Source organism: Neisseria sp. P0021.S007, assembly GCF_051956855.1.
In genome coordinates this window covers 189,352-202,695 of sequence record NZ_JBQCXA010000002.1, presented here as the reverse complement: position 1 = coordinate 202,695, position 13,344 = coordinate 189,352, and the positions used below count along the sequence as shown (strand labels likewise).

At 51.6% G+C, this 13,344-nt stretch carries 15 protein-coding genes; 14 read left to right on the top strand and 1 reads right to left on the bottom strand.

The annotated features are described in order from the left end of the window. Positions 1 to 65 precede the first annotated feature (65 nt). From ACTHUR_RS03980 to ACTHUR_RS03940, 9 genes are all read left to right on the top strand, one after another. The gene (locus tag ACTHUR_RS03980) at positions 66 to 704 is read left to right on the top strand and encodes an MBL fold metallo-hydrolase (protein WP_070695256.1); all 639 of its coding nucleotides are present in this window, start codon (positions 66 to 68) and stop codon (positions 702 to 704) included. Between the two features lie 459 nt (positions 705 to 1,163). Next, the gene (locus ACTHUR_RS03975) at positions 1,164 to 1,679 is read left to right on the top strand and encodes an outer membrane protein assembly factor BamE (protein ID WP_049332857.1); all 516 of its coding nucleotides are present in this window, start codon (positions 1,164 to 1,166) and stop codon (positions 1,677 to 1,679) included. 8 nt (positions 1,680 to 1,687) lie between these two features. Continuing rightward, a complete protein-coding gene (locus tag ACTHUR_RS03970; protein WP_049332858.1) occupies positions 1,688 to 2,116 on the top strand; it encodes a hypothetical protein in 429 nt (142 codons plus the stop codon). A 301-nt stretch (positions 2,117 to 2,417) separates the two neighbouring features. Then, positions 2,418 to 3,632 carry an MFS transporter gene (locus ACTHUR_RS03965; protein WP_049344972.1) on the top strand — a complete coding sequence of 405 codons (1,215 nt, stop codon included), beginning with the start codon at positions 2,418 to 2,420 and terminating at the stop codon, positions 3,630 to 3,632. A 164-nt stretch (positions 3,633 to 3,796) separates the two neighbouring features. Next, the gene (locus ACTHUR_RS03960; protein WP_003748035.1) at positions 3,797 to 4,456 is read left to right on the top strand and encodes an amino acid ABC transporter permease; all 660 of its coding nucleotides are present in this window, start codon (positions 3,797 to 3,799) and stop codon (positions 4,454 to 4,456) included. Next, positions 4,446 to 5,114, top strand: coding sequence for an amino acid ABC transporter permease (locus ACTHUR_RS03955; RefSeq protein WP_049344971.1), 669 nt, complete (start codon positions 4,446 to 4,448; stop codon positions 5,112 to 5,114). Before ACTHUR_RS03960 ends, ACTHUR_RS03955 begins: the two co-directional genes overlap by 11 nt. Position 5,115: 1 nt before the next feature. Further along, positions 5,116 to 5,847: an amino acid ABC transporter ATP-binding protein gene (locus ACTHUR_RS03950; protein WP_049344970.1), complete on the top strand. Its 732-nt coding sequence runs from the start codon at positions 5,116 to 5,118 to the stop codon at positions 5,845 to 5,847. Between the two features lie 74 nt (positions 5,848 to 5,921). Beyond that, complete coding sequence (locus ACTHUR_RS03945; protein ID WP_036492138.1) at positions 5,922 to 6,776, top strand: amino acid ABC transporter substrate-binding protein; 855 nt, start codon at positions 5,922 to 5,924, stop codon at positions 6,774 to 6,776. A gap of 215 nt (positions 6,777 to 6,991) precedes the next feature. Continuing rightward, on the top strand, positions 6,992 to 7,447 hold the full coding sequence (locus tag ACTHUR_RS03940; RefSeq protein ID WP_049335818.1) for a four-helix bundle copper-binding protein: 456 nt from the start codon (positions 6,992 to 6,994) through the stop codon (positions 7,445 to 7,447). A 61-nt stretch (positions 7,448 to 7,508) separates the two neighbouring features. Here ACTHUR_RS03940 and ACTHUR_RS03935 read toward each other — a convergent pair whose 3' ends face one another. Then, positions 7,509 to 8,042: an acyltransferase gene (locus tag ACTHUR_RS03935; RefSeq protein WP_049335816.1), complete on the bottom strand. Its 534-nt coding sequence runs from the start codon at positions 8,040 to 8,042 to the stop codon at positions 7,509 to 7,511. 281 nt (positions 8,043 to 8,323) lie between these two features. Between ACTHUR_RS03935 and rpmE the strand changes: the two genes are divergently transcribed. The 5 genes from rpmE to mlaE all read left to right on the top strand — a co-directional run bounded on the left by rpmE (position 8,324) and on the right by mlaE (position 13,333). Then, positions 8,324 to 8,539, top strand: a complete 216-nt coding sequence (gene rpmE / locus ACTHUR_RS03930) for a 50S ribosomal protein L31 (protein ID WP_003681847.1) — start codon at positions 8,324 to 8,326, stop codon at positions 8,537 to 8,539. 235 nt (positions 8,540 to 8,774) lie between these two features. Then, positions 8,775 to 10,433, top strand: coding sequence for an ArnT family glycosyltransferase (locus ACTHUR_RS03925; RefSeq protein WP_049335814.1), 1,659 nt, complete (start codon positions 8,775 to 8,777; stop codon positions 10,431 to 10,433). A gap of 148 nt (positions 10,434 to 10,581) precedes the next feature. Beyond that, positions 10,582 to 11,469, top strand: a complete 888-nt coding sequence (locus ACTHUR_RS03920; RefSeq protein WP_224783382.1) for a hypothetical protein — start codon at positions 10,582 to 10,584, stop codon at positions 11,467 to 11,469. Between the two features lie 222 nt (positions 11,470 to 11,691). Further along, a complete protein-coding gene (locus ACTHUR_RS03915) occupies positions 11,692 to 12,492 on the top strand; it encodes an ABC transporter ATP-binding protein (RefSeq protein ID WP_049344969.1) in 801 nt (266 codons plus the stop codon). Between the two features lie 64 nt (positions 12,493 to 12,556). Continuing rightward, positions 12,557 to 13,333 carry a lipid asymmetry maintenance ABC transporter permease subunit MlaE gene (gene mlaE, locus ACTHUR_RS03910; protein WP_070695255.1) on the top strand — a complete coding sequence of 259 codons (777 nt, stop codon included), beginning with the start codon at positions 12,557 to 12,559 and terminating at the stop codon, positions 13,331 to 13,333. Positions 13,334 to 13,344: the final 11 nt, after the last annotated feature.

Below are 13,344 nucleotides of genomic sequence, written 5' to 3'. Positions count from 1 at the left end.
TGCATAATAACAAAAGACCGTCTGAAACGTAAACAACATTAAATAAGCATTTCCTAGGAACACCCATGGCACTCCAATTTGAAATCAACGCCGTTACCCCCTTCCGTCAAAACTGCACGCTGATTTGGGACGATGAAACCAAAGAAGCCGTGTTGGCCGATGTCGGCGGCGACGTCCCTTATTTATTGCAACAAGTCCAAAGCAAAGGCCTCAAGCTGACCGCCATTTGGCTGACCCACGGCCATCTTGACCACGCAGGCGGCGTGGTTGAACTTTTGAAAACCTGCGACGTACCCGTTCTCGGTCCGCACAAAGACGACGAATTCCTGCTCCAAGCCCTTCCGCAAACAACGGCGCAATACGGCTTCCCTGTTTCTCCGTCATTCACGCCGACACGCTGGCTGGAAGAAGGGGAAACGCTCAAAGTCGGCAACCATAGCTTCCAAGTCCTCCACATTCCCGGCCACACTCCCGGCCAAGTCGTTTTTTACAACGCCGAAAACAGTCTTTTAGTCGCAGGCGATGTTTTATTTTATGAGACCGTTGGTCGCACAGATTTTCCGCGCGGCAATCATGATGACCTCATAAACAATATCCGCGCTAAACTATTAACCCTGCCCGAAACCACGCAAGTTATAGCCGGGCACGGTCGCATGACCAGTATCGAGCATGAGAAAAGGTACAATCCGTTTCTGGTTCGTTAATATGAATGTTGTATAAAGCCAACATTCTGGCATACACAGATTATGCGTATAAAGGAAAACTGGCATACAATTTGCAGGGATAACATCCGAAAGATTAAGTACCTAATCTCCGGCAAATGCCAAAATGAACTAAAGCACAAAGATAACAAGGTATTACGCAATACAACCTGATTTATCGAAAACTGGACATCTCTAAACCCCAAGCCTTACTCGCAGTGAAATTGTTACAAAGTGACAATAAATGTCAGTCAGGCCGTCTGAACGGTTCTGCCGATTCAGGCGGATACAACGGAGATGAGGCGCAATGCCCTGCCGGAATGTGCCGATGTTCTGTTTGTCAAACCGTCGGGTACATCTTTAAGAAGCACAACATTATTTGGGTAAACCGGCAAACTCGCTGCCGGCACTAACAGGCCGTCTGAAAAGTTCGGCTGGTAAAATCAATAAAAGGATTATCAAATGAAAAAAATCGCAAAAGTGGGCTTCGTCCTGCTGGCTACCGGCCTGCTGGCCGCCTGTGCTACTAAGAGCAAAATCACTCCTGAAGGCACTACCGACGAGCCACGCTTCCCTAAACCTTACTCTCTGACCTTCAACAAAGACCGTGGTACATTCCCGACTTTTGACGAGTTGGATCAAATGCGTCCTGGTCTGACCAAAGACGACATCTACAAAATCCTCGGCCGTCCTCACTACGACGAAGGCATGGTTGGCGTGCGTGAATGGGACTACCTGTTCCACTTCTACACCCCAGGCGTAGGAGTTGACCCTGAAAACACTTCCGGCGTTGAAGGCATCACTACTTGTCAATACAAAGTGATCTTCGACAAAGACAAATTTGCACGCAGCTTCTTCTGGAATCCAGTATTCCCTAAAGATGCTGTATGTCCTCCTCCAGCACCTACACCTAAACAAGAGCCTCAAGTGATCATCCGCGAGATCATTAAAGAAGCTCCTAAACGCATCCGTCAATAAGGACAAATTTGAAACGGATCCTATTGGGTATAGCCTTGGCAGCAGGTCTGAATTCTTTGGCTGCTGCCGATGCTGTCAGTGACTATATCCAGCGTAAAAAAGTTGTGGTCAATACAGCTAAGGCGGAGCTTTGCTTTGCCGATGACGGTCAGTGCCATCCGGTACTGATTGGCAAGACCACGCCGAAAGGCAAATTCAATATGACGCCGATGATGACCAGCAAACCGGGTTACGGTGGCGAGGTTATCGGCTTCAAAGAAGAAAATGACTTTCTGTTTGCGTTACACAGGGTATGGACGCTCAAGCCGCAGGAAAGACGCATGGAACGCATCGCTTCTCCTCATGTGGCCGACCGCATCATAACCAATGGTTGTATCAACGTACAAAATAATGTGTACGAAAAACTGCGTCAGTATTTCATTCTGGAAATCATCTGATGTAAGTCAGTCAAACAAAGGCCGTCTGAAACTTTTCAGACGGCCTTTCTTCTCAAACGAAAATTCAACGGCAATTTGCTTGCTCCGTCAGTACCAAACGAAGAATATTTGACCGCTTCATCCTCAATTCATCCTCAAACCATATCACTTTTTACCATATCCAAAGAACCAACGGTTATTTATGCCGTTTCCCGCCCAATGCTAGAATCGCGCGTTTATATATCGGCTCGCCGAGAAATCAAATAAATAATATAGTGGCAGGAATAGCTTTTATTCCCTGCCCCTTACATACACAAACATCATGACCGATTCTTCTGCCAAATTACCCAATTTGTGGCTGCTGATCGCCGCTGCCGCCTCCATCCTGCTGATTACCATCGGCATGAGGATGACTTTAGGGCTTTTTGTCCTGCCCGTCGTCAACTCGACCGAATTGAGCATGACCCAGTTCAGCCTGATTATTGCCGTTTTCCAATTGATGTGGGGCATATCGCAACCCTTGTCCGGCGCGTTGGCCGACCGTTTCGGCGCGTTTAAGGTTTTAGCCGGCGGGACGGTTCTATTGATTGCCGCCTGTCTGATGGTGCCGCAAATGCCGACTTATTGGGGGCTGATGCTGGGTATCGGTTTATTGTTGGCATTCGGTACGGGTTCGGGCGGATTTTCCATCATTATGGGACAGGTCGCCGCCAAAACGCCGCCTCATCGGCGCGGCTTGGCTTCCGGCCTGGTCAATGCAGGCGGGTCCGCAGGGCAATTTTTGTTCGCGCCGCTGGTTCAAGGTTTGATTGCCCTCCCCCACGTCGGCTGGACGGGGACATTTTACGTTTGGGCAGTCATTGCCATCTTGATTTTGCCGATTTCTTGGTGGCTGGCCGGCGGCAAACATGCTGCTCATACCGTCCATACCGACGACGGCCAAACCCTGAAGCAGGCCGTCTGCAAGGCTTTCGCCAACCGCAGCTATATCTTGCTGCATTTGGGTTTCTTTACCTGCGGTTTCCACATCGCCTTTTTGGTTACCCACCTGCCAACCGAAATTTCACTTTGCGGCCTCCCTGCTACGGTCGCTTCGACCTCCATTGCCATTATTGGTTTGGCAAACATCGCTGGCTGTATTTTTTCAGGCTGGTGTACCGGCAGATTTTTGGGCAAATACGTCCTCTTCGGTTTATATGCTTCGCGTGTCGCCATGATATTGATTTATCTGGCCGCCCCTAAAACCGATTTGAACTTCTATCTTTTCGCCGCCGGACTCGGTTTCACTTGGCTGGCAACCGTCGCCCCCACCGCCGCCATTACCGGCAAACTTTTCGGTACGCGCTACTTGGCCACCCTCTTCGGGTTGACCATGTTGAGCCACCAAATCGGCGGCTTTTTGGGTTCGTACATCGGCGGCATCGTCATCACGCGCTTCAACGATTACGGCTGGATGTGGTACGCCGACGCAGTCTTGGCAGGCACGGCCGCCCTGTTGAATTTACTGATTCATGAACGGAAAGCGGCTGCCGCCTGACGCGGAAACCTTGACATTCTAAGGCCGTCTGAAACGTTTCAGACGGCCTTTGCCTTATTCCATTTTTTATGTTTTATCCACAATCGATATTCCTATCCATTATTTAACACTCTCTTACAAACCCGTTAAAATACTGCCTTTATCATGCTGATTGTCTGACTCTGATGAACTGGTCTTATCTGATCGATGCCATCCCTAAATTTGTCGATGCGGCAAAGCTGACGCTGGAATTGTCGGTATATGGCGTCGTTTTGTCGTTGCTGTTCGGCCTGCCCGTTGCCGTGGTTACGGCATACCGCATCCGCCCCTTCTACGCATTGGCACGCGCCTATATCGAGCTGTCGCGCAATACGCCCCTGCTGATCCAATTGTTTTTCCTGTATTACGGCCTGCCGAAAATGGGCATTAAATGGGACGGTTTCACCTGCGGCGTGATCGCACTGGTTTTCTTGGGCGCAAGCTATATGGCGGAAGCCATCCGCGCCGGTATTTTGGCCGTCCCCAAAGGACAGATCGAAGCGGGCAAGGCCATCGGTTTGAGCCGCTTTCAAGTGTTCCGCTATGTCGAATTGCCTCAGGCATGGGCGGTCGCCGTTCCCGCCATCGGCGCAAACGTATTGTTTTTGATGAAAGAAACATCTATCGTCAGCGCGGTCGGCATTGCAGAATTGTTGTTCGTTACCAAAGACATCATCGGCATGGACTACAAAACCAACGAAGCCTTGTTCCTGCTGTTTGCCAGCTACCTGATCATCCTTCTGCCCGTTTCGCTTCTGGCGCGCTGGGCCGAAAACCGCGTACGGAGTGCAAAATATGGTGTTTGACTGGCTGTTTGAAGGACAAAACGCGGCACGCTTGGGCGAAGGCCTGTTGTTAACGGCGCAGATTTCCCTGGCCTCCGTTGCCGCTTCCTGCGTATTGGGTACGCTGTTCGGCTTGGTTTTGCGTTCGCGCAACCGGCTCATCCGCTTTATCGGACGGTTTTATCTCGAAACCATCCGAATCGTGCCGATTTTGGTGTGGCTGTTCGGCCTGTATTTCGGCCTATCCGTCTGGACAGGCATCCACATCGACGGATTTTGGGTCTGTGTCTGGGTATTTACCATGTGGGGTATCGCCGAAATGGGCGATTTGGTCCGCGGCGCATTGGAATCGATTGAAAAACACCAGGTCGAATCAGGCCTGGCACTCGGCTTGAGCCGCGGGCAGGTATTCCGCTACATCGAGCTGCCGCAAAGCATCCGCCGCGTATTGCCCGGCGCCGTCAATCTGTTTACGCGCATGATCAAAACCAGCTCGCTCGCCTCCCTTATCGGCGTCATCGAAGTCGTCAAAGTCGGCCAGCAAATCATCGAAAACTCGCTGCTGACGCAACCCAATGCTTCATTTTGGGTTTACGGCCTGATTTTTATGCTGTATTTCTTCTGTTGCTGGCCGCTGTCGCTGCTGGCGGCAAAACTTGAACAAAAATGGGAACACTGACATGGCTTTACTGAGCATCCGCAACCTGCACAAACAATACGGCAACGTAACCGCCATTCAATCCTTAGACTTGGACTTGGAAAAAGGCGAAGTCATCGTACTGCTGGGCCCGTCCGGCTGCGGCAAATCCACCCTCCTGCGCTGCGTCAACGGTTTGGAGCCGCACCAAGGCGGCAGCATCGTGATGGACGGGGTCGGCGAATTCGGCAAAGACGTTTCCTGGCAAACCGCCCGGCAAAAAGTCGGCATGGTCTTTCAAAGCTATGAACTGTTTGCCCACATGACCGTCATCGAAAACATCCTCTTAGGCCCGGTGAAAGTACAAAACCGCAACCGCGCCGAAGCAGAGGCACAAGCCGACAAACTGTTGGAACGCGTCGGCCTGATCGACCGCAAAAACGCCTATCCGCGCGAACTCTCCGGCGGCCAGAAACAACGCATCGCCATTGTCCGCGCCCTGTGCCTGAATCCGGAAGTCATCCTGCTGGACGAAATCACCGCCGCACTCGACCCCGAAATGGTGCGCGAGGTTTTGGAAGTGGTTTTAGAACTCGCCCGCGAAGGCATGAGCATGCTCATCGTAACCCATGAAATGGGGTTTGCCCGCAAAGTTGCCGACCGCATCGTCTTCATGGACAAAGGCGGCATCGTCGAATCGACCGACCCCGAAACCTTCTTCTCCGCCCCGAAAAGCGAACGCGCCCGCCAATTCTTGGCAGGCATGGACTACTGATTTTATTTTCAGGCCGTCCAACCCTTTTTCAGACGGCCTCCACTTTCAACCAAACATTTGAAAAGGAAACACTCATGCAATTGAACGCCAAATTCAAAGCCCTCCTCGCCTCCGCCGCCATCGCCGTCGGCCTGACTGCTTGCGGAGGCGGCTCCGGCGATGCCCAATCTTCACAAAGCAGCGGCGCAGCAACCGTTGCCGCCATCAAAGAAAAAGGCGTCATCCGTATCGGCGTATTCGGCGACAAGCCTCCGTTCGGCTATGTTGACGCCAACGGCAAAAACCAAGGCTTTGACGTTGAAATCGCCAAAGACCTGGCCAAAGACCTGCTCGGCAGCCCCGACAAAGTCGAATTCGTCCTGACCGAGGCCGCAAACCGCGTCGAATACGTCCGTTCCGGCAAAGTCGACCTCATCCTCGCCAACTTCACCAAAACACCCGAACGCGCCGAAGCCGTCGATTTCGCCGATCCTTACATGAAAGTGGCCTTGGGCGTAGTTTCCCCCAAAGACAAACCGATTACCGACGTTGCACAATTGAAAGACCAAACCCTTCTGGTCAACAAAGGCACCACCGCCGACGCCTTCTTCACCAAAAGCCATCCTGAAGTCAAACTGCTGAAATTCGACCAAAATACCGAAACCTTCGACGCGCTGAAAGACGGCCGCGGCGTAGCACTCGCCCACGACAACGCCCTGCTGTGGGCATGGGCAAAAGAAAACCCGAATTTTGAAGTCGCCATCGGCAACCTCGGCCCTGCCGAATTCATCGCCCCGGCTGTTCAAAAAGGCAACACCGACCTCCTGAACTGGGTCAACGGCGAAATCGCCGCCATGAAAAAAGACGGCCGTCTGAAAGCCGCCTATGAAAAAACCCTCTTACCCGTGTATGGCGAGAAAGTCAAACCGGAAGAATTGTTGGCGGAATAAACCGACTATTTTCTCGGCAAAAAGTCACTTGGCCGTATTTCAGCTATCCGATTTGTGATTAATTTAAACAAATATCATATCCAACAACAGGCCGTCTGAACGTGTTATCGATACCTTCAGACGGCCCATTGTTTAAAAACGAATAACATGATAACCTTTTAATAACGGATGAAATAATTCGTCCGATATTTCTACAAAGCAAAAAGGAAACTATGATGAACCGTCGTCAATTTATCGGCAGCGCCGCTGCTGTCTCTCTCACCGCCGCCGCTTCTTTTGCCCGTGCTCACGACCATGCACACCACGCCGGTCATGCTGGTCACGCGCACTCTGCACCGCGCGCCTACGAAGCTGCGCGCAAAGCGGCCGCACATTGCGTTGAAGCCGGTCAAATCTGTTTGGCGCACTGCATTGCCCTGTTGAGCGAAGGCGATACCTCCATGAAAGACTGCGCAGCCGGCGTTAACCAAATGCTGGCACTGTGCGGCACCTTGCAAAACCTCGCCGCCCAAAATTCACGCCTGACTCCGTCTTTGGCAAAAGTGTGCATCGAAGCCTGCAAACAATGTTCTGCCGCCTGCAAAGAACACGCCGGCCACCACGCTGAATGCAAAGCCTGCTACGAATCTTGCTTGGCTTGCATTAAAGAATGCGAAAAAATTGCTGCTTAATCAATATTAAAAAAGGCCGGCTGAATTTCAGACGGCCTTTTATTTTGCTATTTTGTTTACGCTATTCGGCTGCAAGCTCTTGCTCATCAAGCAGATTTTTCCGAACAATCGCAGGATTGCCCGCTGCCACGCAATAAGGCGGCACATCTTTAGTAACCACCGAACCTGCGCCGATTACCGCACCCTTACCGATGGTAACGCCGCCCATGATAATCGCACGTCTACCAATCCAAACATCGTCTTCAATCACAATCGGGCGAATGTCCGTATAGCCTTCAAAGCGGCGGGTTTCAGGGTTGAATTTGTGGTTGGTTGAATAAAACAGGCATTCCGGTCCCATCATCACGTTCTTGCCGAGGGTCAGGCCGTGGCAGATTTCGCAATTGACGCCGATACCCGAATTGTCGCCGATTACCGTATCCGGAAAAACATATCCGCCTTTTTCAATATTGACGTTTCTTCCGATGTTTGGGGAAATGCACGCAGCCAAAGCGGCGCGGAATTTTTGCGCAATTCTGCCGAATGGTTTGCAATAAGACGGAGGCAACATTCCTCCCCAGACACGCAAAATACGCGTCAATATCCTTTTTTGCATGGATTCCGTCTCCTGTTCGTAAAAGCGTAAATATTAATCAGACTATTATTTTTCTTAAAGTTTCACATCTAAAAGAGGTTTTACATCCTCTTTTCAGTTGAATTACAGCCCGATTACACAATATTTGGTTTGAAACTCTATTCTAAACTGTTCTCGCCTGTTGCGAAACTGCCCGCTACGCAAAATATCCGCTTGACGAAACAGCCAAAAATAGCGAAAATCCCACGCTTAACTGAAGTACAGGCAAAACCCCTGTGCCCGCTTAATCGAAAGGAAATCAAATGAAACAAGGTATTCACCCGAACTACCACGAAATCAACGTTACCTGCTCTTGCGGCAACAAATTCGTGACCAAATCCGCAATGGAAAAAGACAGCTTCAACGTTGAGGTTTGCTCCCTGTGCCACCCTTTCTACACCGGTACTCAAAAAATCGTCGACACTACCGGTCGTGTGGACAAATTCAACAACAAATTCGGCAACCTGTTCAAACGCTAATTGCCGCTTTGTCAAAAAGACTGCTTCGTGCAGTCTTTTTTGCATTCAGGCCGTCTGAAATATTTCTTTCAGACGGCCTGAGCTTTTTGTCGTCAACCGAATACCATATCATTCCAAACACCCGATAAAAACGAGCCATAAGCATTATTTTACAAAGCTCTCCGGTCCGGCATATCGCGCAAACCTGTCAAACCCTGTACCATTACTATTCAAACTAACCGTTTTTTGACCTTCCATGCTGACTTACACACCGCCCGATCCGCGCCGCCCCCAAAAAACCCATGAAAAACCATGGCTTCTGCTGCTGATGGCCTTTGCCTGGCTGTGGCCGGGCGTGTTCTCGCATGACTTGTGGAACCCTGCCGAACCCTCCCTCTTTACCGCCTCCGAATCCATGAAAAACGGCGGCAGCCTGTTGGTTGCACAAATCTTCGGCCAACCCGACTTCACCATCTCCCCTGCTTTTTTGTGGGTGGCAACCGCATTCCAAACCCTGTTTTCGCCTTGGGCGGCCGATGCCTATGATGCCGCGCGTTTTGCCGGCGTGGTATTCACCACCATCGGACTGACGGCCTGCGGATTTGCTGGTTTCAACTTTCTCGGCAGACATCACGGCCGCAGCGTTGTCTTAATCCTTATCGGCAGCATCGGTTTGCTGCCCATCGCCCACTTCCTCAATCCCATGTCGGCCGCTTTTGCCGCGTTTGGATTGATTCTGTGCGGCTTTTCACTGGCACACCGCCGCGTCATTATCGCCATTTTGTTGTTGTGCGGCGGTTGGGTTTTACTCTCCCTTTCCTCAGGCTATCTGCTGACCGCGGCCATGATGTTTTTGGCACTTGCCCTATCGTTCCATTCTACTTGGCAAAGCAAACGCTATCTGCTGACCCTGATTGGCGCCATCGTCGTTTCCCTGCCCCTACTGATTCTGTATCCGCTGGTTTTATCAAAAACCAATCCCGAATGGTTTGATATTTGGTTCAACCATTATTCCTTAGGCGTATTCGGCGGCTTCCATCAGATTCAGACGGCCTTCAACCTGCCCTATTATCTGAAAAACCTGCTGTGGTTTGCCCTGCCTGCCTGGCCGCTGGCAGCATGGACGCTCAGCCGCACGCGTATCCACGATAAAAATTGGGGCATTCTGAGCCTGTCGTGGCTGGTTATCATGACAGCCCTGCTCGCCATCAATCCTCAACGCCTGCAAGACAACCTCGTTTGGCTGTTGCCGCCGCTTGCCCTGCTCGGCGCGGCACAACTGGACGGCCTGCGTCGCGGTGCAGTGGCATTTATCAACTGGTTCGGCATCATGGCATTTGGTCTGATTGCCGTCTTCCTGTGGCTGGGCTTCTTCGCCATGAACTACGGCTGGCCTACCAAACTGGCCGAACGCGCCGCCTATTTTAGCCCGTATTACATCCCCGACATCGACCCGATTCCGATGGCAGTCGCCCTGCTGTTTACCCCATTGTGGCTTTGGGCGATTACGCGTAAAAACATCCGCGGCCGCCAAGCCGTCACCAACTGGGCGGCCGGCGTGACCTTGGCTTGGGCTTTGCTGATGACCCTGTTTTTACCGTGGCTCAACGCCGCCAAAAGCCATGCGCCGGTGGTACACCAAATGGAAGCCGCGCTTTCTTTCGAATTGAAACAGAAACTTTCAGACGGCCTCGAATGTATCAGCATCGACGGCCAAGACCAGCGCACACGCATCGCGTGGACACAATACAGCCATATTAAAACCACGACCGACAACGCCTCCTGCCGCTACCGCCTCATCCGTCAAGCCGCCAACATCGGCGCACCTTCGGGTTGGCAGACCTTGTGGCAAGGCGCAAGACCGCGCAACAAAGCCGAGACTTTCCTATTCTTAGAGAAAACTTCAGCGCAATAAATCCGTGACACTAGCCATAAAGCTGAATATTCCTGCTACATTCAAATAAAAGGCCGTCTGAAAGAACTTTTATCCTTTCAGACGGTCTTTGACTTACTTTAACACCGCTTCCCGTACAATGGCCCTTTTCCCTTATCTGCCTAAAAATATGAAACCCAACCGCCTTTTGCCCTTCGTCCTCTTATTGACTGCCCTCTCCGCCCATGCCAAAGATTTCATTATCTACGACCGCATGGACTATGTCGGCAAACCCGACCTTACTGCCGACAAACTCTCCAAAGTGTTCTTGGTTTACGAAAGCGAGCTGGTCAAACCCGATCCGACGGGCAAACTCAAACACGGCGTACTCAACGAAGCGCGCATCCGTGAATTGGCCAAACAATCGCGCCGCGAAGGCTACCGCACCATTTCCACCGACATCGAAAGCTGGTTTGCCGAAAAAGACGGCCAACTGCTGACCCCCGACGAATTGAAAACCGACTTCGCGCGAATGTACCAAATCTTCAGAGAAGAAAACCCGCGCGCCGTCATCAGCAACTACGGCATGCCTTCCGAACACCTGCACGGCATCCGCCACTACCGCCCCAACGTTGACAACGAAACCATCTTGGCCAAATGGCGGCAAGTCAGTAAACGCCGTGCACCCACCGCCGCCATCAGCGACTATGCCAATCCCGTGTTCTACATCACTTCCCCCGATTTGGTGCAATGGGAAAAAGACGTGAAAACCGCCGTTGACGACATCCACCAACGCTTTCCCAACAAAAAAATCATCGGCTACATTTGGCCGCAATATTATTCGGCCACCAACAGCCCTTATTTCAAGCAATTCATCGACCCCGCCCGCTGGCGCAAAATGCTCGAAATCAGCAAAAAATACACCGACGGCGTGATTATTTGGTCGGACAAGCGCGATGAAAACAACCAAATCGTGCGCTGGAACGATCCGCGCATCCAAGCCACGATGAAGGCGACCCAAGCCTTCATAAATGCCAATGCCAAAGAAATCAAGGTAGAAGGTTTGCAAAAATATTAAAAACAAGGCGGGCATGTTTGCCCGCCTCTTTATATACCTACACAGCTGTCTGTATGTTTGACACAACACGCTGCAAAACGACCGTACCACCAACGCTTCTGCATTCTTTCACACGTTTTTACCCGTTATTCTTAAGCACAGGCCGTCTGAAAATTGCCCGAATATCCAATACCCTTTACAATACCCGTAATTAAAATACATTTTTCGACACCCCTCTCCTGCATGAGTTCCACACCCTTCATCGAAATGAAAGACGTTGCCTTCGCATATGGCGACCGTCCTATTCTGAACAACATCAACTTCAGCATTCCACAAGGCAATTTCGCCGCCGTAATGGGTGGTTCGGGCAGCGGTAAAACCACGCTGATGCGCCTGATTACGGGTCAAATTCACCCACAATCGGGAAAAGTGCTGATTGAAGGGCGAGATTTGGCCGCATTTTCGGCGCAGGAGCTGTACGAACACCGCCGCCGCATGGGCGTTTTGTTCCAACACGGCGCATTGTTCACCGACTTATCCGTCTTCGACAACATCGCCTTCCCCATGCGCGAGCTGACGGATTTGCCCGAAGCAGTCATCCGCGATTTGGTGGTGTTGAAACTGAATGCAGTCGGTTTGCGCGGTGTTGAAAACCTGATGCCTTCCGAGCTTTCCGGCGGTATGTCGCGCCGCGTCGCCCTTGCGCGTACGATTGCGCTCGACCCTGAAATCATGTTGTATGACGAGCCTTTCACCGGCCTCGATCCGATTTCGCTGGGCGTTATCGCCCACCTCATCAGCCGTGCCAACAAAGCCCTGCGCTCGACCAGCGTCATGGTAACACATGATATTGAAAGGTCACTGGAAATTGTCGATCAAGTCATTTTCTTGGCACACGGCGAAATCATGTTCTCCGGCTCGCCCGAAGAAATGCGCGAACTCGACTCGCCTTGGGTACGCCAGTTTGTCGGCGGTTTGGCAGACGGCCCCGTCGCCTACCGCTATCCGGCGCAAACGACTTTAAAACAAGACTTGCTGGGCTGATGTTCAGACGGCCTGAAACTTAAACAAGGCCGTCTGAAACCATTTAACCAATCAACTGAAACCTATGAATTTTATCCGTTTCGTCGGGGCAAAAACCCTCGGCTTCATCCAATCGCTGGGCAGCATTACGCTGTTTTTCCTGCACATCCTGGCCAAATCAGGTACGGCATTTACCCGCCCACGCCTGAGCATCCGCCAGGTTTACTTTGCAGGCGTGTTGTCTGTCCTGATTGTTGCTGTGTCCGGCCTGTTTGTCGGCATGGTATTGGGCTTGCAGGGCTATACGCAGCTGGCAAAATTCAAATCCGCCGATATTTTGGGCTATATGGTTGCCGCTTCCCTGTTGCGCGAATTAGGTCCCGTATTGGCGGCCATCCTGTTTGCCAGCAGCGCGGGCGGTGCCATGACCAGCGAAATCGGCTTGATGAAAACCACCGAACAGCTTGAAGCAATGAACGTGATGGCGGTCGATCCTGTGGCACGCGTGGTTGCGCCACGCTTTTGGGCGGGGGTGTTTTCCATGCCTTTGCTGGCATCAATTTTCAATGTTGCCGGCATTTACGGCGCGTATTTGGTTGGCGTCGAATGGCTGGGTTTGGACGGCGGTATTTTCTGGTCGCAAATGCAAAACAACATTACCTTTCATTACGACGTCCTCAACGGCTTAATCAAATCCGCCGCCTTCGGCGTAGCCGTTACGCTGATCGCCGTACATCAGGGTTTCCACTGCGTACCGACTTCCGAAGGTATTTTGCGCGCTAGTACACGCACCGTAGTGTCTTCCGCCCTGACCATCCTCGCCGTCGACTTCATGTTGACTGCATGGATGTTTACCGACTAAAGGCCGTCTGA

What these genes read in the sequence shown, in the direction of transcription:
- ACTHUR_RS03980 (WP_070695256.1), top strand. Translation starts at nt 66, where the DNA reads ATGGCACTCCAATTTGAAATCAACGCCGTTACCCCCTTCCGTCAAAAC.
- ACTHUR_RS03975 (WP_049332857.1), top strand. Translation starts at nt 1,164, where the DNA reads ATGAAAAAAATCGCAAAAGTGGGCTTCGTCCTGCTGGCTACCGGCCTG.
- ACTHUR_RS03965 (WP_049344972.1), top strand. Translation starts at nt 2,418, where the DNA reads ATGACCGATTCTTCTGCCAAATTACCCAATTTGTGGCTGCTGATCGCC.
- ACTHUR_RS03960 (WP_003748035.1), top strand. Translation starts at nt 3,797, where the DNA reads ATGAACTGGTCTTATCTGATCGATGCCATCCCTAAATTTGTCGATGCG.
- ACTHUR_RS03955 (WP_049344971.1), top strand. Translation starts at nt 4,446, where the DNA reads ATGGTGTTTGACTGGCTGTTTGAAGGACAAAACGCGGCACGCTTGGGC.
- ACTHUR_RS03950 (WP_049344970.1), top strand. Translation starts at nt 5,116, where the DNA reads ATGGCTTTACTGAGCATCCGCAACCTGCACAAACAATACGGCAACGTA.
- ACTHUR_RS03945 (WP_036492138.1), top strand. Translation starts at nt 5,922, where the DNA reads ATGCAATTGAACGCCAAATTCAAAGCCCTCCTCGCCTCCGCCGCCATC.
- ACTHUR_RS03940 (WP_049335818.1), top strand. Translation starts at nt 6,992, where the DNA reads ATGAACCGTCGTCAATTTATCGGCAGCGCCGCTGCTGTCTCTCTCACC.
- ACTHUR_RS03935 (WP_049335816.1), bottom strand. Translation starts at nt 8,042, where the DNA reads ATGCAAAAAAGGATATTGACGCGTATTTTGCGTGTCTGGGGAGGAATG.
- rpmE (WP_003681847.1), top strand. Translation starts at nt 8,324, where the DNA reads ATGAAACAAGGTATTCACCCGAACTACCACGAAATCAACGTTACCTGC.
- ACTHUR_RS03925 (WP_049335814.1), top strand. Translation starts at nt 8,775, where the DNA reads ATGCTGACTTACACACCGCCCGATCCGCGCCGCCCCCAAAAAACCCAT.
- ACTHUR_RS03920 (WP_224783382.1), top strand. Translation starts at nt 10,582, where the DNA reads ATGAAACCCAACCGCCTTTTGCCCTTCGTCCTCTTATTGACTGCCCTC.
- ACTHUR_RS03915 (WP_049344969.1), top strand. Translation starts at nt 11,692, where the DNA reads ATGAGTTCCACACCCTTCATCGAAATGAAAGACGTTGCCTTCGCATAT.
- mlaE (WP_070695255.1), top strand. Translation starts at nt 12,557, where the DNA reads ATGAATTTTATCCGTTTCGTCGGGGCAAAAACCCTCGGCTTCATCCAA.